Source organism: Enterobacter sp. Crenshaw, assembly GCF_024734705.1.
In the GTDB taxonomy this organism is placed as follows: domain Bacteria; phylum Pseudomonadota; class Gammaproteobacteria; order Enterobacterales; family Enterobacteriaceae; genus Enterobacter; species Enterobacter asburiae_B.
Genome location: NZ_CP102932.1, coordinates 4251879 through 4274607, shown reverse-complemented (window position 1 = coordinate 4274607; position 22729 = coordinate 4251879). Strand labels below are relative to the sequence as shown.

At 57.1% G+C, this 22729-nt stretch carries 20 protein-coding genes; 12 read left to right on the top strand and 8 right to left on the bottom strand.

All coding sequences use genetic code 11. The features are described from left to right. Nucleotides 1–34 precede the first annotated feature (34 nt). Together NWV12_RS20435 and greB are read right to left on the bottom strand one after the other, a co-directional pair. Nucleotides 35–2365: a Tex family protein gene (locus tag NWV12_RS20435; RefSeq protein ID WP_048981437.1), complete on the bottom strand. Its 2331-nt coding sequence runs from the start codon at nucleotides 2363–2365 to the stop codon at nucleotides 35–37. 87 nt (nucleotides 2366–2452) lie between these two features. After that, nucleotides 2453–2926, bottom strand: coding sequence for a transcription elongation factor GreB (gene greB / locus NWV12_RS20430; protein ID WP_014885539.1), 474 nt, complete (start codon nucleotides 2924–2926; stop codon nucleotides 2453–2455). A 232-nt stretch (nucleotides 2927–3158) separates the two neighbouring features. Between greB and ompR the strand changes: the two genes are divergently transcribed. Then, nucleotides 3159–3878, top strand: coding sequence for a two-component system response regulator OmpR (ompR, locus tag NWV12_RS20425; RefSeq protein ID WP_001157751.1), 720 nt, complete (start codon nucleotides 3159–3161; stop codon nucleotides 3876–3878). Then, nucleotides 3875–5221 (top strand): two-component system sensor histidine kinase EnvZ, encoded by a 1347-nt coding sequence (gene envZ / locus NWV12_RS20420; protein WP_010436407.1) that lies wholly within the window; start codon nucleotides 3875–3877, stop codon nucleotides 5219–5221. The genes ompR and envZ overlap by 4 nt, the downstream gene beginning before the upstream one ends. Before the next feature lie 126 nt (nucleotides 5222–5347). On the opposite strand, the gene pckA is transcribed toward envZ, so the two are convergent. The 5 genes from pckA to NWV12_RS20395 form a co-directional block, all read right to left on the bottom strand. Continuing rightward, nucleotides 5348–6967 carry a phosphoenolpyruvate carboxykinase (ATP) gene (gene pckA / locus NWV12_RS20415; RefSeq protein WP_023309493.1) on the bottom strand — a complete coding sequence of 540 codons (1620 nt, stop codon included), beginning with the start codon at nucleotides 6965–6967 and terminating at the stop codon, nucleotides 5348–5350. 394 nt (nucleotides 6968–7361) lie between these two features. Beyond that, nucleotides 7362–8246 (bottom strand): Hsp33 family molecular chaperone HslO, encoded by an 885-nt coding sequence (gene hslO / locus NWV12_RS20410; protein WP_161495995.1) that lies wholly within the window; start codon nucleotides 8244–8246, stop codon nucleotides 7362–7364. 17 nt (nucleotides 8247–8263) lie between these two features. After that, nucleotides 8264–8665 (bottom strand): ribosome-associated heat shock protein Hsp15, encoded by a 402-nt coding sequence (gene hslR / locus NWV12_RS20405; RefSeq protein ID WP_029740483.1) that lies wholly within the window; start codon nucleotides 8663–8665, stop codon nucleotides 8264–8266. Continuing rightward, nucleotides 8662–9345, bottom strand: a complete 684-nt coding sequence (gene yrfG, locus NWV12_RS20400) for a GMP/IMP nucleotidase (protein ID WP_048976270.1) — start codon at nucleotides 9343–9345, stop codon at nucleotides 8662–8664. Before yrfG ends, hslR begins: the two co-directional genes overlap by 4 nt. A 68-nt stretch (nucleotides 9346–9413) precedes the next feature. Next, a complete protein-coding gene (locus tag NWV12_RS20395) occupies nucleotides 9414–11549 on the bottom strand; it encodes an intracellular growth attenuator family protein (RefSeq protein ID WP_033146817.1) in 2136 nt (711 codons plus the stop codon). 324 nt (nucleotides 11550–11873) lie between these two features. On the opposite strand from NWV12_RS20395, the gene nudE reads away from it, so the two are divergent. After that, nucleotides 11874–12434, top strand: a complete 561-nt coding sequence (gene nudE / locus NWV12_RS20390) for an ADP compounds hydrolase NudE (protein ID WP_008503041.1) — start codon at nucleotides 11874–11876, stop codon at nucleotides 12432–12434. 88 nt (nucleotides 12435–12522) lie between these two features. Here nudE and mrcA read toward each other — a convergent pair whose 3' ends face one another. Continuing rightward, nucleotides 12523–15075 carry a peptidoglycan glycosyltransferase/peptidoglycan DD-transpeptidase MrcA gene (gene mrcA / locus NWV12_RS20385; protein ID WP_048981436.1) on the bottom strand — a complete coding sequence of 851 codons (2553 nt, stop codon included), beginning with the start codon at nucleotides 15073–15075 and terminating at the stop codon, nucleotides 12523–12525. 120 nt (nucleotides 15076–15195) lie between these two features. On the opposite strand from mrcA, the gene pilM reads away from it, so the two are divergent. The 9 genes from pilM to dam all read left to right on the top strand — a co-directional run bounded on the left by pilM (nucleotide 15196) and on the right by dam (nucleotide 22691). Next, entirely contained in the window at nucleotides 15196–15972 is a 777-nt protein-coding gene (gene pilM / locus NWV12_RS20380) for a pilus assembly protein PilM (RefSeq protein ID WP_048981435.1), read from the top strand. After that, nucleotides 15969–16463 carry a PilN domain-containing protein gene (locus NWV12_RS20375; protein ID WP_048981434.1) on the top strand — a complete coding sequence of 165 codons (495 nt, stop codon included), beginning with the start codon at nucleotides 15969–15971 and terminating at the stop codon, nucleotides 16461–16463. Before pilM ends, NWV12_RS20375 begins: the two co-directional genes overlap by 4 nt. A gap of 3 nt (nucleotides 16464–16466) precedes the next feature. Continuing rightward, nucleotides 16467–16922: a hypothetical protein gene (locus NWV12_RS20370; protein WP_048981433.1), complete on the top strand. Its 456-nt coding sequence runs from the start codon at nucleotides 16467–16469 to the stop codon at nucleotides 16920–16922. Further along, nucleotides 16912–17316 (top strand): HofP DNA utilization family protein, encoded by a 405-nt coding sequence (locus tag NWV12_RS20365; RefSeq protein WP_048981432.1) that lies wholly within the window; start codon nucleotides 16912–16914, stop codon nucleotides 17314–17316. Before NWV12_RS20370 ends, NWV12_RS20365 begins: the two co-directional genes overlap by 11 nt. Further along, entirely contained in the window at nucleotides 17243–18466 is a 1224-nt protein-coding gene (hofQ, locus tag NWV12_RS20360; protein WP_224435150.1) for a DNA uptake porin HofQ, read from the top strand. Before NWV12_RS20365 ends, hofQ begins: the two co-directional genes overlap by 74 nt. Before the next feature lie 286 nt (nucleotides 18467–18752). Further along, the gene (gene aroK / locus NWV12_RS20355; RefSeq protein ID WP_003861630.1) at nucleotides 18753–19274 is read left to right on the top strand and encodes a shikimate kinase AroK; all 522 of its coding nucleotides are present in this window, start codon (nucleotides 18753–18755) and stop codon (nucleotides 19272–19274) included. A gap of 57 nt (nucleotides 19275–19331) precedes the next feature. Next, a complete protein-coding gene (gene aroB / locus NWV12_RS20350) occupies nucleotides 19332–20420 on the top strand; it encodes a 3-dehydroquinate synthase (protein ID WP_033146810.1) in 1089 nt (362 codons plus the stop codon). A gap of 92 nt (nucleotides 20421–20512) precedes the next feature. Continuing rightward, nucleotides 20513–21811, top strand: a complete 1299-nt coding sequence (gene damX / locus NWV12_RS20345; RefSeq protein WP_033146809.1) for a cell division protein DamX — start codon at nucleotides 20513–20515, stop codon at nucleotides 21809–21811. Between the two features lie 67 nt (nucleotides 21812–21878). Further along, complete coding sequence (gene dam / locus NWV12_RS20340; RefSeq protein WP_033146808.1) at nucleotides 21879–22691, top strand: adenine-specific DNA-methyltransferase; 813 nt, start codon at nucleotides 21879–21881, stop codon at nucleotides 22689–22691. Nucleotides 22692–22729: the final 38 nt, after the last annotated feature.

Below are 22729 nucleotides of genomic sequence, written 5' to 3'. Positions count from 1 at the left end.
TGGGGAGAGGGTTAGGGTGAGGGGCATTGCAACCTTAGCGTTTCTTACCCATCGCTGCCGCCAGCGCATCCATCATCGCGCTGTTGCCTGCAGGCTGAGCATCACGTCCGCGCGGTTTTGCCGCTTTTGCGGCCGGGCGCTGCTGCTCGCGGCCACCGCCATTGCCGCCGCGGCGCGCGCTGGTGTCGCCCGGCTGCTCGTCCAGACGCATGGTCAGCGCGATACGCTTGCGCTGCAGATCCACTTCCAGCACTTTGACCTTCACGATGTCACCCGCTTTAACCACGGTGTGCGGGTCTTCAACGAACTTGTCGGCAAGGGAAGAGATATGCACCAGACCGTCCTGATGCACGCCGATATCCACAAACGCGCCAAAGTTGGTGACGTTGGTCACCGCGCCTTCCAGCACCATGCCGGGCAGCAGGTCGTTCATGGTTTCTACGCCGTCAGCAAAGGTCGCCGTTTTGAACTCAGGGCGCGGATCGCGGCCCGGCTTTTCCAGCTCTTTGATGATGTCGGTAACGGTGGGAACACCAAATTTGTCATCGGTGAAATCAACGGCTTTCAGGTTGCGCAGGGCGCTGCTGTCACCCATAAGATCTTTCAGTGCCTGCTGGGTGGCGGCCAGAATGCGCTCCACAACCGGGTACGCTTCCGGGTGAACGGTGGAGGCATCCAGCGGGTTATCGCCGTGGTTGATGCGCAGGAAGCCCGCACACTGCTCAAAGGCTTTTGGCCCCAGACGGCTCACCTTCAGCAGCTGCTGACGGTTCTGGAACTGGCCGTTCTCATCACGCCAGGCGACGATGTTCTGCGCCATCATGCGGGTTAAGCCCGCCACGCGGGTCAGCAGGGGAACGGAAGCGGTATTCAGGTCAACGCCGACGGCGTTTACGCAGTCTTCCACCACCGCATCCAGCTTGCGCGCCAGCTGAGTCTGGCTCACGTCGTGCTGATACTGGCCCACGCCGATGGATTTCGGGTCGATCTTCACCAGCTCCGCCAGCGGATCCTGCAGGCGGCGTGCGATAGAGACCGCACCGCGCAGGGAAACGTCCAGGTCAGGGAACTCCTGGGCCGCCAGCTCGGACGCGGAATAGACGGATGCTCCCGCTTCGCTGACGATCACTTTCTGTGCCGTCACTTTCGGGAACTGCTTCTGCACGTCGAGGTAGAAACGCTCGGTTTCGCGTGAGGCCGTACCGTTGCCGATGGCAACCAGCTCGACGTTGTATTTTTCGCACAGCGCCGCCACGACGACGGCCGCTTTCGCTGCCTGGCCGGTGTGCGGATAGATGGTATCGGTCGCCACCAGCTTGCCGGTGCCGTCAACCACAGCGACCTTCACGCCGGTACGCAGACCCGGATCGAGACCCATAGTCGCGCGCAGGCCGGCAGGGGCGGCCATCAGCAGGTCGTGCAGGTTACGGGCGAAGACGTTAATCGCTTCATCTTCGGCGCGCTCGCGCACGGTGCCCATCAGCTCGGTTTCGAGGTGCATCAGCACCTTGATGCGCCAGGTCCAGCTCACTACGCCTTTGCGCCAGCTGTCCGCCGGGGCGTTGTTCAGGCGCAGGCCGAGATGGTCGATAATGATCTGCTCGCAGTGGCTCTCTTTCGGCGGCTCGTCGAACTGCGGGTCGGCGTTGAGGGAGAGCTGGAGCACGCCTTCGTTGCGGCCGCGGAACATCGCCAGCGCGCGGTGTGAAGGGGCGGTAGAAATCGGTTCGTGGTGATCGAAGTAGTCGCGGAATTTCGCGCCTTCTTCCTCTTTACCCGCGACGACGGTAGAGACGATGTGGGCATTCTTCCACAGGTAATCACGCACTTTAGCGAGCAGGGCGGCGTCTTCGGCGAAGCGCTCCATCAGAATGTAGCGCGCGCCGTCAAGGGCGGCCTTGGTGTCCGCTACGCCTTTGTCGGCGTCGATAAATTTGGCAGCTTCAGTTTCCGGATCGTGGGACGGCTCGTTCCACAGCAGGTCGGCAAGCGGCTCAAGACCCGCTTCAATCGCAATCTGCCCGCGCGTGCGGCGCTTCGGTTTATACGGCAGATAGAGATCTTCGAGTTCGGTTTTGCTCAGGGTGCCGTTGATGGCGCTTTCAAGCTCGCTGGTCAGCTTGCCCTGTTCGCCGATGGATTTGAGGATCGCCTGACGACGTTCTTCCAGCTCGCGCAGATAGCCCAGACGGGTCTCCAGGTTACGCAGCTGCGTGTCATCCAGACCGCCGGTGACTTCCTTACGATAGCGTGCAATAAACGGCACGGTGTTCCCTTCATCAAGCAGGCGAACGGCAGCTTCTACCTGTTCGGCTCTGGCCTGAATATCACCCGCAATAATGCGGCAGAGCGAATCATTCATCATGGCTTTATCATCTGTTGAGTCGAAAAATCAGGGGATAGTTATACGGGCTGACACGGCAAAATGCCAGCCGGTGAGGGCGCTCTCGGACTATTTTACGTAGACGATCTCATTGACGTACCAGCTGGCTTCACCGGCTGGGGTCTGAACGACGGCCAGATCGCCCACTTCCTTTTTCAGCAGCGCGCGGGCCATCGGGGAGTCGATAGAGATGTAGTCCTTACGACCAAAAATTTCATCGTAGCCGACAATGCGAAAACGCAGAGTGTCGCCATCGTCGTTTTCAATCTCCACCCACGCGCCGAAGAACACTTTGCCCTCCTGCTGCGGGGAGTAATCGACAATTTTGAGATTCTCGAGACACTTCGTCAGGTAGCGAACCCGGCGGTCAATTTCGCGCAGCCGCTTTTTGTTGTACTGGTAGTCAGCGTTTTCGCTGCGATCGCCCAGGCTTGCCGCCCAGGTCACCTTTTTGGTTACTTCAGGACGCTCTTCGCGCCAGAGGTAATCCATCTCTTTTTTGAGCTTTTCGTACCCTTCGCGGGTGATCAGGGGCGTTTTCATGATAAAGCCTTTGCTGCCTGCCGGTTAACTGTCTTGCGCACAATACGTACCGCACAGTGTAACAGACAGGATTAATAATGATTTATGTGATGAAATGAGCAGATAAGCTGCTGTTAAATATGCTTTGTAACAATTTCGACTAGAATTTATACCAGAATTAACTGGTCGAATACGTGCACTTTTTTAGAATACGCTGTTACAAAGACTATCCGAACCTTTGGGAGTACACACAATGCAAGAGAACTACAAAATTCTGGTCGTGGATGACGACATGCGCCTGCGCGCGCTGCTGGAGCGTTATCTGACCGAGCAGGGCTTCCAGGTTCGTAGCGTCGCGAACGCTGAGCAGATGGACCGTCTGCTGACCCGTGAATCTTTCCACCTGATGGTTCTCGACCTGATGCTGCCTGGCGAAGACGGGCTTTCTATTTGCCGCCGTCTGCGCAGCCAGAGCAACCCGATGCCGATCATCATGGTGACGGCGAAGGGTGAGGAAGTTGACCGTATCGTCGGCCTCGAAATCGGCGCGGATGACTACATTCCAAAACCGTTTAACCCGCGTGAACTGCTGGCGCGTATTCGCGCTGTGCTGCGCCGTCAGGCGAACGAACTGCCTGGTGCACCGTCTCAGGAAGAAGCCGTCATTGCCTTCGGCAAGTTCAAGCTGAACCTCGGCACGCGCGAGATGTTCCGTGAAGACGAGCCAATGCCGCTCACCAGCGGCGAGTTTGCGGTCCTGAAAGCGCTGGTCAGCCACCCGCGTGAACCGCTTTCCCGCGACAAGCTGATGAACCTGGCGCGCGGTCGCGAATACTCCGCAATGGAACGCTCTATTGACGTGCAGATCTCTCGCCTGCGCCGCATGGTGGAAGAAGATCCTGCGCATCCTCGTTATATTCAGACCGTATGGGGTCTGGGCTACGTGTTCGTCCCGGACGGCTCTAAAGCATGAGGCGAATGCGCTTCTCGCCGCGTAGCTCGTTTGCCCGCACCCTGTTGCTGATCGTCACCCTGCTGTTCGTCAGCCTGGTGACGACCTATCTGGTGGTGCTGAACTTTGCGATCCTGCCGAGCCTCCAGCAGTTTAATAAGGTCCTGGCCTACGAAGTCCGTATGCTGATGACCGACAAACTGCAGCTGGAGGACGGCACGCAGCTCGTCGTTCCCCCGGCGTTTCGCCGTGAAATCTACCGTGAGCTGGGCATTTCGCTCTACTCCAACGAAGCGGCGGAAGACGCTGGCCTGCGCTGGGCGCAGCACTACGAATTCCTCAGCCAGCAGATGGCGCAGCAGCTGGGCGGCCCAACGGAAGTGCGCGTTGAGGTCAACAAAAGCTCGCCCGTCGTCTGGCTGAAAACCTGGCTGTCACCCAATATCTGGGTGCGCGTTCCGCTGACCGAAATCCATCAGGGCGACTTCTCGCCGCTGTTCCGCTACACCCTGGCGATTATGCTGCTGGCGATAGGCGGCGCGTGGCTATTTATCCGTATCCAGAACCGACCGCTGGTCGACCTGGAGCACGCTGCGCTGCAGGTCGGTAAAGGAATTATTCCACCTCCGCTGCGCGAGTATGGCGCCTCGGAAGTCCGTTCGGTGACGCGCGCGTTTAACCATATGGCGGCAGGCGTGAAGCAGCTGGCGGACGATCGTACGCTGCTGATGGCGGGCGTAAGCCATGACCTGCGCACGCCGCTAACGCGTATTCGTCTGGCGACGGAGATGATGGGGGAAGAGGACGGTTATCTCGCCGAGTCCATTAACAAGGATATCGAAGAGTGTAACGCCATCATCGAGCAGTTTATCGACTACCTGCGCACCGGGCAGGAGATGCCGATGGAGATGGCGGATCTGAACGCGGTGCTGGGCGAAGTGGTGGCGGCGGAAAGCGGCTACGAGCGCGAGATTGATACCGACCTGCAGGCGGGTGAAATTCAGGTACGCATGCACCCGCTCTCCATCAAACGTGCAGTGGCGAATATGGTGGTCAACGCGGCGCGCTACGGCAATGGCTGGATTAAAGTCAGCAGCGGGTCTGAACTCAACCGCGCCTGGTTCCAGGTGGAAGACGACGGTCCTGGCATCAAGCCCGAGCAGCGTAAGCATCTGTTCCAGCCGTTTGTGCGCGGCGACAGCGCGCGCAGCACTAGCGGTACGGGCTTAGGCCTGGCGATTGTTCAGCGTATCATCGATAACCACAACGGACTGCTGGAGATTGGCACCAGCGAGCGGGGTGGGTTGAGCATTCGCGCCTGGCTGCCGGTACCGGTGACGCGGGGGCAGGTGAAAGAGGGTTAAAAAAAGGGTGGCAATTGCCACCCTTTTTTGTAGGTCGGGTAAGGTGAAGCCGCCACCCGACAAAATGCGGTCTCTGCGGTCTGATGCCCTCACCCCGGCCCTCTCCCACGGGGAGAGGGAGAAGGACTACAGCTTCGGTCCCGCGCTCACCAGCGCAGCACCCGCCGGGGTATCGGTATACTTCTCGAAGTTCTCAATAAACAGCTTCGCCAGCGATTCCGCCTTCTCGCGCCACTGCTCCGGAGAACCGTACGTGTTGCGCGGGTCGAGGATATGCGTATCCACACCCGGCAGCGACGTTGGGATCGCCAGGTCAAACATCGGCAGCGTGAAGGTTTCGGCGTCGTCCAGAGAACCATCCAGAATGGCGTCGATAATGGCGCGGGTATCTTTGATAGAGATACGTTTGCCGGTACCGTTCCAGCCGGTGTTCACCAGGTATGCCTGCGCGCCGGATGCCTGCATGCGTTTCACCAGCACTTCAGCGTACTGCGTCGGGTGCAGCGACAGGAAGGCCGCGCCGAAGCAGGCGGAGAAGGTTGGGGTTGGCTCCGTCACGCCACGCTCGGTACCCGCCAGCTTGGCGGTAAAACCGGAGAGGAAGTGGTACTGCGTCTGGCTGGCCGTCAGGCGAGACACCGGAGGCAGCACGCCGAACGCATCCGCCGTCAGGAAAATGACCTTCGTGGCATGACCCGCTTTTGACACCGGCTTCACGATATTGTCGATGTGGTAGATCGGGTAAGAGACGCGGGTGTTTTCCGTTTTCGACGCATCGTCGAAGTCGATGGAGCCGTCGGCACGCACGGTGACGTTTTCCAGCAGCGCATCGCGACGGATCGCGTGGAAGATATCCGGCTCGGCCTCTTCAGACAGACGAATGGTCTTCGCGTAGCAGCCGCCTTCAAAGTTGAATACGCCGTCGTCATCCCAGCCGTGTTCGTCATCGCCAATCAGGCGACGTTTTGGATCGGTGGACAGGGTGGTTTTCCCGGTGCCGGACAGGCCGAAGAATACCGCCACGTCGCCTTTTTCACCGACGTTAGCCGAGCAGTGCATGGAGGCGATGCCCCGCAGCGGCAGCAGGTAGTTCATGACCGAGAACATCCCTTTCTTCATTTCGCCGCCGTACCAGGTACCGCCTATCAGCTGGATACGCTCGGTCAGGTTGAAGGCCACAAAGTTTTCGGAGTTCAGACCCTGCTCTTTCCACTGTGGGTTCGTGCATTTCGCACCGTTCATCACGATGAAATCCGGGGTGAAATCCTGCAGCTCTTCGTCGGTTGGACGAATAAACATGTTTTTCACGAAATGCGCCTGCCAGGCCACTTCAGTGATAAAACGCACGGAGAGACGGGTATCGGCGTTAGCGCCGCAGAAAGCGTCGACAATGAACAGACGCTTGCCGGAAAGTTGATGGGTGACGAGCCCTTTCAGGTGCTGCCAGGTTTCCGGGGAGAGCGGTTTGTTGTCGTTCTTCCCTTTGCCCTTGTCAGCCCACCACAGCGTATCGCGGGTGGTTTCGTCTCGGACGATATACTTATCTTTCGGCGAACGACCGGTAAAAATACCGGTATCGACGGCGATAGCACCAAGATTCGTCAACACACCACGCTCGTATCCTTCCAGTGCTGGATTGAGCTCTTCCTGATACAGCGTATCGTAGTCGGGGTTGTAGACGATTTCCTGGACGTCGTGAATACCATAAGCCTTGAGATCTTGCGGGGTTAAACCAGTAACACGCATATCACTGCTCCTTAGCCAATATGTACTGCCTGAAATTGTAGGGTTTTTCTGAGGTTGTTAACCGCGACGGGGCTCATAGATTTACGCATCTGGACAAAACCCTTACTAACGGAAAACGCTGCGACTCCAGTCACAGCGCAGGCGGATTATCGCAGGAATCGCTTTTTGGTTGGGGAAAATGTTCCGAAAAGGTTAAAGAGTGGTGATTTTATCGGAAAGAATGTGAATGTAATCGCATACACGTAAGAAAATTACGTAAGAGTTACATAAGGAAAACGATTCAGCTTGGGGGGAGTTTTTTACCCCTCACCCCGGACCGTACACCCCAAAGGGGAGAGGGGGTTCAAGTTCCCTCTCCTCTTTGGGGAGAGGGTTAGGGAGAGGGGAAAGAGGTTTAGTGAACCTGCGGATCCGCCGGGGAGGCGTTATTGCGGATCTCAGCGATATCCATCGAATTGAACACGTAGTGCGTACCGCAGTAGTCACAGTGCATATCGATTTCGCCGTCTTCCGCCATGATGCTGTCGATCTCTTCATCCGGCAGGGTTTTCAGCGCGCCAGCACAGCGCTCGCGTGAGCAGGTGCACTTAAATTCCACGGATTGCGGGTCGTAAACCGTTACTTCTTCTTCGTGGTACAGACGCCACAGCACGTCGGTCGCCGACAGGTTGAACAGCTCTTCCGCTTTGATGGTTTCGGTCAGCGTCGCCAGGTGCTCAAAGTCATTGGTCTGTGCGTCCTGCGCAGGCAGAACCTGCAGCAGCATACCGCCCGCAGCAGGCTGACCGTCCACTTCACCGGTGCGGATGAAGAGACGCGTCGGCAGCTGTTCAGAACGCATGAAGTAATCTTCCAGGCAGGCTGCCAGGGTATCGCCTTCCAGACCCACCACACCCTGATAGCGCTCACCTTCCTCAGGGGAGATGGTGATCACCAGGTAGCCATTACCCACCAGCGTTTTGAGGTCTGCATTTTCAGGCACGTCGCCCTGAACGCGCGCCACGCCGCGCATCTGCTGCTGGTTATTGCCGTTGATCACCGCCAGCGTCATCGGGCCGTCGCCCTGCAGCTGCACGGTGATATCACCGGCAAACTTCAGCGTCGCCGTCAGCAGGCTGGTGGCAACCAGCAGTTCGCCCAACAGGGTCTTCACCGGCAGCGGGTAGTTGTGGTTTTCCAGAATCTGTTTCCAGGTTTCGGATACGGTGACCAGCTCGCCGCGCACGGCGAATTGTTCAAACAGATAGCGGTGTAATTGGTCGTGTTGGGCCATTTTCATCTCTCGTGCGGGTGAGGTTAATCAGTCTCACCGTGTTTAAATTTCATCAGATCGCGACGCTCTTTTTTATCCGGTCGCCGGTCCGGGTGGGGCATCGTCAGCGCGTTCATTTTGCGCGCCAGCGCGGTCTTCTCGCGCTTTTCAATGCTCTCCGCCGTCTCTTCATAAAGCAGTACGGCTTCCGCTGCAGGTCGACGCTGTTCGGTAATGGCTTTAATCACCACCGTACGTTCATCGTTGCCCTGCCGCAGCGTTAAGGTGGCATTCAGCTCAACCAGCTTGCTTGGTTTGCTGCGCTGGCCGTTGTAATGCACTTTTCCGCCGTCAACCATCTCGCGGGCGAGGGCGCGAGTTTTATAAAAACGCGCTGCCCACAGCCATTTATCCAGTCTTACCCCGTCAGAGGGTTTTTCTTTCATGGCGTCTCCTTCACGATCAGTGAGGGGATCATCTGGCGATAGTCGTTCAGTCCAGGGTGGCGCAGATAGCTTTTTTCAGCCAGGCCAGAGTCAGGATTGGTCACGCCCAGACAGTAGCGAATGCCAAACCTTGCCGCGGAATCCAGAATGGGCTCGCTGTCATCAATGAACAACGTACGTTCTGGCTGCAAACCCGTCTCTTCCCTTACCGCATGCCACAACCGCTGATCCTCTTTCGGATAACCAAATGTGTGGGTGGAAAGTAATAAATCAAGGTGCGACGCCAGACCGGTATGCTCCAGCTTCACCGCCAGATTATGTGGATGCGCGTTGGTCAGCAAAATACGGCGCTTGCCGCTTGCTTTCAGCGCATCCAGAAAGGGCACGGTATCCTCGCGCAGAACGGCGCGCGGCCCCTGGGCGGTGGTCATGGCACAAATATCCAAACCGAGGCGCTCGCTCCAGTAGTCAAGACAGTACCAGTTTAGCGTATGTTGCACCGCACTATATTGCGAACGAATGAATGCCTGCGCTTCTGCCGGGGAGATCCCCTGCTGCTCGCCATAGGTTTCAGGAACCAGCGTTTGCCAGAAATAGTTATCAAAGGCGAGATCGAGCAGCGTGCCGTCCATATCCAGCAGAACGGTATCTACCTCCTGCCAGGCGATATCAAGATGCATTAGGGGGGAACTCCAGCCAGAAGAAACGTGCGCGACAGGGTAGCACATCTTGTCGCGCAACGACGTTATCAGATCAGGCTCTCAGACGAGGGGATCAGCTTTGGATTGAGGCAGTTTTCATAATACTGCTGAATGTCTGCAAGCCGGGTGCGCGAGCGCTGGTAGCGGCGCAGGGCCATAAAGCCGTTCCAGAAAATGGCGATCAGCATCGCGGTCATCAGCAAAGAGGTGCCGATGTAACGCCACAAGCCTGCGCTATCCGGCATCCGGTGCAGGCCGATATGGCGAGTGCCGTTGGCGTCGGTATAAATACTCGTGACAATCCCTTCGGCGCTGAACGGCGTTTGCATCAGCATCTGCGCCAGGCGCTGGAACTGGCTCCACTGCTCCTGCGCCGGGTAGTCATAAAGCGCAACCTGCGGGTAGGGTTGATCGACCAGGTCGCTGCCTTCATCGCTTGCTATCACAAAGCCACCCGGCGCCGGGCTGTTCAGCGCCTGAGCCGCGCGGGTGGTCTCGCGCATCATGAACGGCGACGTCGAGGTGGCGACCAGGTTATCCAGCGATTCCGCGCTCACCGGACGCAGCAGCACGTTAACGCCATCCAGTCGTCCCGCTTCGGCGCGTTTTACCAGCGAGTCCCAGTCTTTGCTGTTCCCCAGGTTTACCAGGGCGTTTTTAAGGCGTATGCACTCATCCTGAGAGGAGCATAAATCCTGCGTTTTCAGGACGATGTCACCAAAATCATCCAGCAGAACCATGCCTGATTTCTGAATGGCCGAGCGCAGCGCGGGGCTGACGCGCGAATCATCGTCCGGTTTCGGGTGCAGCTGGCGGTTAACCGTCTGGGTGAGAGCCGTGGCCTTATTCACCACTTCGGATTCCGGCAGCGGCAGCGGCGGCGCGTCGTTCCAGATAATTTGCGAACAGTCGAACGGCATGAACGGCGAGCTCTGACGCGTGTTCCACGCCCCCGGGGTGTGAATATTACACATCCCGGTTCCCTTCAGGCGCAGCGTGTCCCCCACGCGTACACCGGCTTCATCCAGTTTGTTGACGCTTGTCGCTTCAATGGTTTGCGCCCCTTTGATCCACGACAGGGTGAATTTAATGGGCATATCCAGCGGCACGAAAAGCAGCAGCATGGCTAAGACCAGCGCGGCGCCGCCGGCAATGACCGTACTGCGTAGCCAGTGCTGAAGCGGGAAATTTTTCACTTCATCATGCAGGGATAAGAAGCGCCCCTGGCGCACAACGTGGCGGTCAAGGTAGATATCAATATCGGTTTTCTGCCCTAAATCCTGTGCGATCCACGGCTGCCAGTGGCGCGGGTAGATCAGGTCGATAATACCGAGCGAGATATTGTTGAGATGCTCCTGATCGTTTTCACCGAACAGGCCCCAGCGCTTTGGCGTCCCGCGCAGGCAGTGGATCTCGCGCAACGAGGTTTTAGCCGGTGGAGCAAAGAGACCCCAAAGCCCGCCGGCCAGCAGCAGCACCGCGCCGCCAGCCAGCCAGGGGACAAACACATCCGGCGTCAGCAGGCAGATAAAAAAGAGCAGGAAGGCAGCAACGATCAGAATGGCTTCACGGATGCCGTCCGGGCGGCTCAGGGCGTACTCTTCATGCGTTTCCTGGCGAATGTTCAGCAGTTCGATCTGCTCTGTCTCTTCGCCACGAATGGACGCCTGCGTTGAACTCGCGCGCTCCAGCGCAAAACGCGGGGCTTCCTGAAGGTATTCATTCAGCGTATGGCCGTTAAGCGTGATTACCAGAGGCAACGAATCGGTGTGAATCAGCTCAACGCTGTTTTCGTCATTAATGTATTGCTCCCAGGACGGGGGCAGATGCACTTCGACGGAATCAAGGTAATAGCGCCATTTGTTGGGGTCATCAGTGGTGATGCCATAGCGCGTGATGGAGCGCGTCACGCACAGCACGGTATCACTTTGCGCATTCAGCTTTAGCGCGACGGGCGCAGCGGTGGCTCCCGTTGGCCCAGGCGTTAACTGAGTACGGTTCAGGATTTCGAGATAGTTTTCAACCGCATCGCGCTCGTCCTGCGTGAGTTTACGCGTGCTCGCACCCGCAAATGCGTTTAAAAAAGGCAGACGATAACGGCGCTGTACGCGGCGCCTGTACAACCACCCTGCAACCAACGCGCCGGCCAGCATAGCAGCGAGAACAATCAAAATGGTGCTCATGCTTTCCCCATCTTACTTATCTTCTTACAGGTGTAGTCAGTAGCACCTTTACATTGAATGAGAGTCTGTGGCTGGCTATCGGCAAGTATGGAGTCGAACTTGAGCATTCTGAAGCGCATCCCAGTGACCGGTGATGATAGCAAAGCCTGTTATGGCGCGATATCAGCAAATTCCTGGAAACATTTCAACCTCTTGACATTTGTTTTGAATTGAGGATTGATCCCTGATACGTTGCATAAATGTAAATAAAGAACGATTGACATTGCCGAAACCGTGCGGCATATCGCACAATAACGCCAGTTCTCACTGCTAAGACCCATCAAGATGAGCAAACCATTACAAAAACCCACCATTCTGAATGTTGAAACTGTCGCCAAATCGCGCCTGTTTAATGTCGAAAGTGTGGACCTGGAGTTCAGCAACGGTGTGCGTCGCGTTTATGAACGTATGCGCCCCTCTTCGCGCGAAGCGGTGATGATTGTTCCCATTGTCGACGATCATCTGATTTTGATCCGCGAATACGCTGTGGGAACGGAATCTTACGAGCTTGGGTTCTCGAAAGGGCTTATCGACCCGGGTGAAACCGTCTTTGAAGCGGCAAACCGCGAGCTGAAAGAAGAGGTCGGCTTCGGTGCGAATGAGCTTTCATTCCTGAAAAAGCTGAGCATGGCGCCGTCCTATTTTTCCAGCAAAATGAATATCGTGGTGGCTGAAGACCTCTATCCTGAATCGCTGGAAGGGGATGAACCGGAGCCGCTGCCGCAGGTTCGCTGGCCGTTAGCGCACCTGATGGATCTGCTTGAAGACCCTGACTTTAATGAGGCTCGCAACGTGAGCGCGCTGTTCCTGGTACGGGAGTGGTTGAAGGGGCAGGGGCGGCTGTAATGGCCTGATGCCCCATCCCAACCCTCTCCCACGGGAAGAGGGAGCAAACACAAAAACGGCAACCAGAGGTTGCCGTTTTGCTTTGTTGTCAGAACAGCTCGTGCGTCTCGCCGTTATCAATAATCTCTGTCCCCACCTCGTGCACCGCCTGCGTGGTTGGCTGCGTGCCCTCGATGAAATACTCTTCGCGACTATTACCGCCGTTGGCGAGCTGACCGGTGCTGCGGTCGATATTAACCGTCACCACGCCTGGCGGTGGCGTTAACGGCTGCTCCGGCACGCCTTCAAGAACGGACTTCATGTAGGCGTCCCAGGCCGGCTGCGCGCTCTTCGCTCCGCCTTCGTAGCCGGAAATCTGATCCTTAATCGCGCCGGAGGCCGTTGTACGACCTAAGTCACGGCGGTGATCGTCGAAACCGATCCAGACCGACGTCACCACGCCCGGGCCGTAGCCGGAGAACCAGGCATCTTTCGAGCTGTTGGTTGTCCCCGTTTTACCGCCGATATCATGGCGCTGCAAATCGCGCCCTGCGCGCCAGCCTGTGCCCTGCCAGCCCGGTTCACCGAAGATGTTGGTGTTCAGCGCGCTTTTGATCAGGAACGACAGCGGCGTGTTAATCACGTGCGGGGCATACTCCGGCGCGCCGGTCTGTGCCACCAGCGACTGGTTAGCCTGCTCGAGCTGCGGCTGCGGCACGACGCCGTTCTGCTGCTCCTGAGACACGGCAGGGTCTTCCATGTCCTTATTCTCAAGCACCTCGGATTTCGGCGTATTGCCATAAATCACCGGAATATCGCAGTCAGGGCAGGCAATTTTCGGCTTCGCTTCGAACAGCACGCCGCCCTGGTCGTTCTCGATCTTGCTGATGAAGTACGGGTCAATCAGGAAGCCGCCGTTGGCCATCACCGAGTACCCGCGTGCGACCTGAAGCGGCGTAAACGAGGCGGAGCCTAACGCCAGCGACTCGGTGCGAACGATGTTCTGCGCCGGGAAACCGAAGCGCTGCAGATACTCTGCGGCATAGTCGACGCCCATTGCGCGCATGGCGCGCACCATCACCACGTTTTTCGACTGTCCCAGGCCCTGACGGAGACGAATTGGGCCGGCATACTCCGCAGGGGAGTTCTTCGGCTGCCAGTCGGAACCGGCACCGGCATCCCAGCGGGAGATTGGCACGTCGTTAAGGATGCTGGCGAGGGTCAAGCCCTTATCCATCGCTGCCGTGTAGAGGAACGGTTTGATATTGGAACCGACCTGACGCAGCGCCTGAGTGGCGCGGTTAAATTTGCTCTGGTTGAAATCAAACCCGCCGACCAGGGCCAGGATGGCACCGTTCTGTGGATTGATAGAGACCAGGGCCGAGTTGACGTCCGGCACCTGCGCCAGCCACCAGGATTCGCCTACCTTGCGCACCCAGATTTGCTGCCCGGTCTGGACTGCATCGGTCACTTTACGCGGCGTTGCGCCCTGCAGCGTATCCGAGCGGTAAGGACGCGCCCAGCGGATACCGTCCATACGCAGGGAGACGGACGTACCGTCCGCGAGCGTCGCAACGGCTTCCTGAGGATCGGCCTGCGTGACCACGGCAGGAAGGAGCGGACCATAGGTTGGCAGCGCCTTCAGCGTACTGGTGATTTTTTTACTGTCCCACGCGCTTTCGCCCACTTTCCAGAGCACGTTTGACGGGCCGCGATAGCCGTGACGCATATCGTAGTCCATCACGTTGTTCCGCACCGCTTCCTGAGCCGCCTGCTGGACCTTACGGGTGACGGTGGTGTACACGCGATAGCCATCTTCGTAGGCCTTGTCACCATAGCGATTCACCATCTCCTGGCGAACCATTTCGGTCAGGTAAGGGGACGCGAAGGCGATCTCAGGGGCGTGGTAGTTAGCGTCAATGACATCGTTACGCGCCTGGTCGTACTCGCTCTGGCTGATGTAGCCTTCGCTCAGCATACGTGACAAAACGACGTTACGGCGCGCGGTGGCGCGATCGAGCGAGTAGAGCGGGTTAAAGGTGGACGGCGCTTTCGGCAGACCGGCGATGGTTGCCATTTCGCTTAAGGTGAGCTGCTCAACGGGCTTACCGAAGTACACCTGTGCGGCAGCCCCCACGCCATAGGCGCGGTAGCCCAGGTAGATTTTGTTGAGGTACAGCTCAAGGATTTCGTCTTTGCTCAGCAGCTGCTCAATACGGATCGCGAGGAACACCTCTTTGATCTTGCGTATCAGCGTCTTTTCAGGGCTGAGGAAGAAGTTACGCGCCAGCTGCTGCGTAATGGTACTCGCCCCCTGAGAGGCGTGACCAGAGAACAACGCAATGCTCGCGGCACGGAAAATCCCCACCGGATCGACACCGTGGTGCTCGTAAAAACGGCTGTCCTCCGTGGCGATAAAGGCTTTCACCATCACGGGGGGGATTTGGTTTAAGGTCAGCGGAATACGACGCTTCTCGCCATACTGCGCCATCAGCTCGCCATCGGCGCTATAGACTTGCATCGGGATCTGGAGGCGCACATCGCGAAGCGTGGCGACATCAGGTAGCTGTGGCTCAATATATTTGTATAAACCGTAAATCGAGCCTGCTCCCAGCAGAATGCAAAAGACTGCAAGGATGAATAAATACTTTACGAACTTCACCGGAGATTTCCCATTTGGTTTCACTTGGGCAGTTTCTAAACAATCGCGCGGTAGTATAAAGGCAAGCCTGATTCATTGATATAGCCGTCAACCCGACGGGCGATAAGGAGATCGTGAAGCATGGCTTTCAAAACATGGCAAACGGGCGTTCATATTCAACAGGATAGGGTGCAGATCGTCGCCTTGGCCCGGGATAAGTCGGGCTGGTGCTTGCGCCGCTGGTGGGCGATTCCTCTGGACGAGGGCATCATTCGTGACGGCAAAATTTGTCAGCCAGAACAGCTGGTTGATGCGTTACGCGACTGGCGCAAAACGCTGCCGCACTACCATCGGGTGTTCCTCTCTTTCCCGGCAGCACGCACTCTGCAACGGACGCTCCCCCGCCCGACCGTTGCGCTGCGCGACAGCGAGCAGCTCTCATGGCTTGGCGCGGCGCTCGCGCGCGAACTGGAGATGTCTGCCGATACGCTCTGTTTCGATTACGCGCAGGATACCTTCAGCAATACCTTTCACGTGACCGCCGCGCAAAACAACGAGGTTGATACCCTACTGGCGCTGGCGAAAACGCTGCGTTTGCGGCTGGTGGCCATTACGCCGGATGCCAGCGCGCTGGCGAATCTTCTTCCTGCGGTGGCGCCAGCGACGTGCGTCGCCTGGCGCGACGATCGGCAGTGGCTGTGGGCGATGCGCCACCAGTGGGGACGCCGCTTTACCACAGAAGCCGAAAGCGTGGCCGAGCTGGCGGCGCTGCTGGCGCTTGGTCCGGATGACATCGCGCTGTTTGATAACCGACGTGATCCGTGGGAAATCCTGGAACGCTGCCATGCCCCGCTACCGGACTGCGGCGCTGATTATACCGTTGCGCTGGCGCTGGCCATGAGCGAGGTGCCCGGATGAGCCTCATGAACTTTCTGCCCTGGCGACAGCAGCGGCGCGCACGATGCCTGCGTTTCTGGGGGGCAATGTGTGTCGGCACCGTGCTGTTGATGTTCGCGGTCATTTTCTGCCTGCGGATAAACCCTGTTATGAGGCTGCACGCGCTGCAAACGGAGCTGACGGGAATGCAGACCGTGCAGCACGCGCTTGCCTCCCGGCAGAAACTCGCCTCACAGGCGCAGAAGCCAGCGCAGACACGTCAACAACGCGCATGGCAGCCGGTGCTGGAATCCCTTTCCCGCGCCACTCCTTCACAGGTCTGGCTGACAGAGCTTCGCTATCAGCCTCCTGCTCTGATGTTGACCGGGTATGCCATAACCCTGCCAGCCCTGTCTGCTCTGCGCGATGCGCTGGGCCAAATAGTGGGTTTTACGCCCGGAACGGCGGGTGAGCTTCGGCAGGACAGCCAGGGGCGCTGGATGTTCACCCTCCATCTTAAAAGCGAGGGGTAACGCATGGATACCCTGTTAGAACGCTGGTGCGAAAGCCGTCCCTGGTATCGGGTGCTTTTCTGGTGTCTGGGGAGTCTCCTGGCAGGACTGGCCGCGTGGGGCACCTTGCTCAGACCGCTGGACAGGCAGTGTGCTGAACGACAGCGACAGCTGATTCAGGACGCGAGGACGAACGCGGCGTTATGGCCTGTCGTCAGAAAGGTGCCGTTTCTTACGGAAACAACGGAAATACGCGAGCTGACGCCGTTTTCCCCGCTCGATTTTCAGGGTGATAACGCGACGCTGGTTCACTGGAAGCCGCTGCAGAACGGAGGGGAACTGATGCTGGAGGTGGAGTGGCAGGCTCTCCCGGCGCTTTTTTCCCGGCTGGCGCAGCGGGATGTGCAGATCGCCGCTTTCGCGATTGCCCCACAAGGTACAGCGTTGCGCCTGCTGCTGGAGCTGGAACATGCGAAATAGCGCGCGATATTTGCTGGTTTGCTCAGCGCTGCTATTGACCGGCATGCGCGATCCGTTTCGCCCGCCGGACGATCCCTGTGCCATTGGCGAGCTGGCGCAGTGGCGCTATCGCGGCATGGTGGGAGGACAGCAGGCTATCGGCATTTTACAGGATGGGCAAAAGCGCTGGTACCGGCTGAAAACGCATGAACGCTTCCCGGCGGGCTGGACGATAACAGCCATAAATGAAACGGAGCTGGTTGTTAATGTGGGTGACACATGTGAACCAGGAACATGGACGTGGCAACGAGAAGGAACGAATAAGAATGAATTTACGGATAATGCTGTGGCTGCTGGCGTTCAGCCATCCGCTGTGGGCCGCCGCGCCAAAACCGGTCACGCTGGTGGTGGATGACGTGCCTGTAGTCCAGGTGCTGCAGAGCCTGGTTGCACAGGAGAACCGAAATCTGGTGATATCGCCTGACGTCGGCGGCACGCTTTCGCTCAACCTGACGCGGGTCCCCTGGCGTCAAGCGTTACAAACGGTTGTCACCAGCGCTGGCCTCGTTTTGCGAGAGGAGGGCGGCATTTTTTATGTTCATACCGCGGCCTGGCAGCGTGAACAGCAGGAGCGCTCAGAACAGGAGCGAACGCGTCGACAGCTTGAGGCGCCGCTGGTTTCTCACAGCCTCGCTTTCTCCTATGCCGATGCCGGAGAGCTGCAAAAAGACGCTGAAAAACTCCTGAGCCCAAAGGGAAGTTTGTCTCTCGACAAACGCACCAACCGGCTGCTGATTCGCGATAACCAGACGGTGGTGGAAACGCTGCAGCGCTGGGCCGCTCAGATGGATATTCCTGTCGAACAGGTCGAGCTGGCGGCGCATATTGTGACCATTAATGAAAAAAGCCTGCGTGAGCTGGGAGTGAAATGGAATCTCGCCGACGCCGCCGACGCGGGAAAGGTTGGCCAGCTCACCACGCTTGGTAGCGATCTTTCCGTCGCCAGCGCCACCAGCCACGTGGGTTTTAACATCGGACGGATCAATGGTCGGCTGCTGGATCTGGAGCTTTCTGCGCTGGAGCAAAAACAGCAGGTCGATATCATCGCCAGCCCGCGGCTGCTGGCCTCGCATATGCAACCGGCCAGCATCAAGCAGGGGAGTGAAATTCCGTATCAGGTCTCAAGCGGCGAAAGCGGCGCAACCTCCGTTGAGTTTAAAGAGGCGGTATTAGGGATGGAGGTCACGCCGGTGGTCTTACCGGGAGGGCGCGTACGCCTGAAATTGCACATCAGTGAAAATATGCCGGGACAAGTCCTGCAGCAGGCTGACGGCGAAACGCTGGCGATCGACAAACAGGAGATAGAAACCCAGGTGGAGGTAAAAAGTGGAGAAACGCTGGCGTTGGGCGGAATTTTTTCGCAGAAGAACAAAACTGGCAGCGACAGCGTGCCGGGGCTGGGGAAAATCCCCTGGCTTGGGCAGCTTTTTCGCCACGATGGGAAGGATAATGAACGGCGCGAGCTAGTGGTGTTTATTACACCACGTCTGGTCGGTATTCGCTGACGGGTAACGATCCCCGCAATGATTTTGCATTCAGTTTGTTGCAGATGTTTGACGTGGGGCATGAATTAGCATACAAGGAGTACCGATTTGAGTTGGACTTACGTCTTATTACCTTATGCGCCCGGCGCGGTGATTTAATCAGTTGCCAAACAAGCCGGAGTATTGAGATAATTTTTAGTCTGACTCTCGCTCTATTGCATATGAGGTTTCAGTTCATGTCCTGCTACGCTGGGTGTCTGCGAAGCGGGAATTACCATTAACGAATAGTCTTAGTAGTACCGATAAAATGGCAGAGAAACGCAATATCTTTCTGGTTGGGCCTATGGGTGCCGGCAAAAGCACTATTGGGCGTCAGTTAGCTCAACAACTCAATATGGAATTTTACGATTCTGATCAAGAGATTGAGAAACGAACCGGAGCTGATGTGGGCTGGGTTTTCGATGTAGAAGGCGAAGAAGGTTTCCGTGACCGAGAAGAAAAAGTGATCAACGAACTCACGGAAAAACAGGGCATCGTTCTGGCAACAGGCGGCGGTTCTGTGAAATCTCGCGAAACCCGTAACCGTCTCTCCGCCCGTGGCGTAGTGGTCTATCTTGAGACGACCATTGAGAAACAGCTGGCACGTACGCAGCGCGATAAAAAGCGCCCGCTGCTGCAGGTTGAAACGCCACCACGCGAAGTTCTGGAAGCGTTGGCCGATGAACGCAATCCGCTGTATGAAGAGATTGCCGACGTGACCATTCGTACTGACGACCAGAGCGCTAAAGTGGTTGCAAACCAGATTATTCATATGCTGGAAAGCAACTGATTCTGGCTTTATATACACTCGCCTGCGGGTAAAAGCATTAAAGGTGGATGTCGCGTCATGGAGAGGATTACAGTTACTCTCGGGGAACGTAGTTACCCTATCACCATCGCGGCTGGTTTGTTTAACGACCCAGCTTCCTTTTTACCACTGAAAGCGGGTGATCAGGCGATGCTGGTCACCAATGAGACGCTGGCTCCGCTTTATCTCGACCGCGTACGCCACCTGCTTGAGCAGGCGGGCGTAAAAGTCGACAGTGTGATTCTCCCCGATGGCGAGCAGTATAAAAGCCTGACGGTACTGGATACCGTCTTTACCGCATTGCTGCAAAAACCGCACGGTCGCGATACAACACTGCTTGCCCTGGGCGGCGGTGTTGTGGGCGATCTGACCGGCTTTGCGGCCGCAAGCTATCAACGTGGTGTCCGTTTTATTCAAATCCCGACCACGTTGCTGTCCCAGGTCGACTCCTCTGTGGGTGGCAAAACGGCAGTTAACCATCCGCTCGGCAAAAACATGATTGGCGCGTTCTACCAGCCCGCATCGGTGGTGGTGGATCTCGACTGTCTGAAAACCCTGCCGAAGCGCGAACTGGCTTCGGGTCTGGCAGAAGTGATCAAATACGGCATTATTCTGGATGGCGAGTTCTTTAGCTGGCTTGAAGAGAATATGGATGCGCTGCTGTGCCTGGATGAGGCTACACTGGCATACTGCATTCGTCGTTGTTGTGAACTGAAAGCAGAAGTTGTCGCTGCAGACGAGCGTGAAACGGGCTTACGTGCTTTACTGAATCTTGGGCATACGTTTGGCCACGCCATTGAAGCCGAGATGGGTTACGGCAACTGGCTGCACGGTGAAGCCGTCGCGGCCGGTATGGTCATGGCAGCGCGCACCTCTGAACGTCTGGGGCAGTTTAAACCTGAAGAGACGGCACGCATCATTGCGCTGCTTGAGCGTGCAGGTTTGCCGGTAACCGGGCCGCAGGAGATGTCGGCGCAAGCGTATTTACCCCACATGATGCGCGATAAAAAAGTATTGGCAGGTGAGATGCGTCTTGTACTCCCGCTTGCAATAGGGAAGAGTGAAGTGCGCGGCGGAGTGCCGCACGATGTCGTTCTTGGCGCTATCGCTGATTGTCAGCAGGCGTAACAACTAGAAAGGTCAGGCCACTGTCGCAGGTGGTCGTTTAGCTTCAGGTGAAATGCAAAGTCGTTAGCATAAGCCTTTGAGTGGGGTGTTAAATGGATGAATTCAAACCAGAAGACGAGCTGAAACCCGATCCCAGCGATCGTCGTACTGGTCGTTCTCGTCAATCTTCAGAACGTGATAACGAGCCGCAGATCAACTTTGACGATGTTGATCTGGATGCAGACGATCGTCGCCCTTCGCGCAGCCGCAACGCGCACGAAGAGCGAGCAGAAGAGGATTATGAGTCCGAAGAAGATTCAATGGACGAACAGCCTGTAGAGCGTCGCCCACGTAAACGTAAAAAAGCCGCTGCGCCGAAACCGGCTTCCCGCCAGTACATCATGATGGGCCTGGGCGTTCTGGTGCTTGTGCTGCTGATTGTCGGCATTGGCTCCGCGCTTAAAGCACCGTCAACGAACTCAACCGAGCAAACTGCTTCCGCTGAGAAGAGCATCAACCTGTCCGGTAACGATGCGACCAATCAGGCGAATGGCGCACAGCCTGCACCGGGTGCGACTTCCGCAGAGCAGACCGCAGGTAACACTACAGCGCCGCAGGATGTTTCTCTGCCGCCCGTTTCTTCAACCCCTGCTCAGGGGCAGGCACCTGCCACGCCTGAAGGCCAGCAGCGCGTAGAAGTTCAGGGTGATCTGAACAATGCGCTGACGCAGCCGCAGAACCAGCAGCAGGTTGATAACGTCGTGGTTAACTCTACGCTGCCAACTGAGCCGGCAACCGTTGCCCCGATTCGCGGTGGTAACGCTCAGCCACAAACGGCTGCGACGGAAACCAAACCGCGCCAGACGCAAACTGCGACGCGTCCTGAACGTAAGCAGGCGGTGATTGAGCCTAAGCGTGAAACCAAACCTCAGGCAGTCGTAAAAGCGCCTGAAGTGAAAGCCGTACCGGCACAGCCGAAACGCACCGAAACGGCTGCGGTGAGCGAGCCTGCTAAAGCGCCAGTCACGCAGACTGCGCCGAAAGCAACGGCAACCACAGCGGCACCTGCAGCAACGGCTCCAGCAGCCACGGCAACAGCCTCCAGCAGCGCCGCAGGCAAAACTGCAGGTAACGTTGGCTCGATGAAGTCTGCGCCATCCAGCAACTACACGCTGCAGCTGAGCAGTTCGTCTAACTATGACAACCTCAACAGCTGGGCGAAGAAATCAAATCTGAAAGACTATGTTGTTTATCAGACGACCCGTAACGGTCAACCGTGGTATGTGCTGGTCAGCGGCGTTTATTCGTCCAAAGATGAAGCGAAACGTGCCGTAGCGGCACTGCCAGCGGATGTTCAGGCAAAAAATCCCTGGGCGAAGCCGATTCATCAGGTTCAGGCCGATCTGAAGTAATGTTTAAAGCGCAGGATGCTGTCGGAGCTTTCTCCACAGCCGGAGAAGGTGTAATCAGTTAGTCAGCATGAAAAAAAATCGCGCTTTTCTGAAATGGGCAGGGGGGAAATACCCCCTGCTCGATGATATTAAAAAGCACCTGCCAAAAGGCGAGTGTCTAATCGAGCCTTTCGTGGGCGCAGGATCGGTGTTCCTGAACACCGATTTTTCTCGTTATATCCTGGCGGATATCAACAACGACCTCATCAGCCTCTATAACATTGTTAAGCTGCGTACCGAAGAGTATGTCGCAGAGGCGCGCAAACTGTTTACGCCGGAGAACAATCAGCCGGACGTTTACTACCAGTTCCGCACTGAGTTTAATCAGAGTCAGGATCCGTTCCGTCGGGCGCTGCTGTTCCTCTATCTCAACCGTCATGGTTACAACGGCCTGTGCCGCTATAACCTGCGCGGGGAGTTTAACGTGCCGTTTGGTCGCTATAAGCGCCCGTATTTCCCGCAGGACGAGCTGTACCACTTTGCCGAAAAAGCGCAGAACGCAGAGTTTCATTGCCTCTCCTATGAAGAGTGTATGGAGCTGGCAGGCGTAAACTCGGTGGTTTACTGTGACCCGCCTTACGCACCACTGTCTGCAACGGCGAATTTCACCGCTTATCACACCAACAGCTTCAGCCCGGCCGAACAGGCCCGTCTGGCGGAGATGGCAGAAAAGCTGGTCAGCAAAAGAATTCCGGTGTTAATTTCGAATCACGACACGCCTGATACGCGCGAATGGTATAAAGCCGCGAAGCATTTTCAGGTCAAAGTGCGGCGTAGCATTAGCAGCAACGGCGGCACACGTAAAAAGGTGGACGAACTTCTGGCTCTTTATCGCCCCTGAGCCGTTTTGCCCGCCGGTAAACACATTTCAAGGAGAAG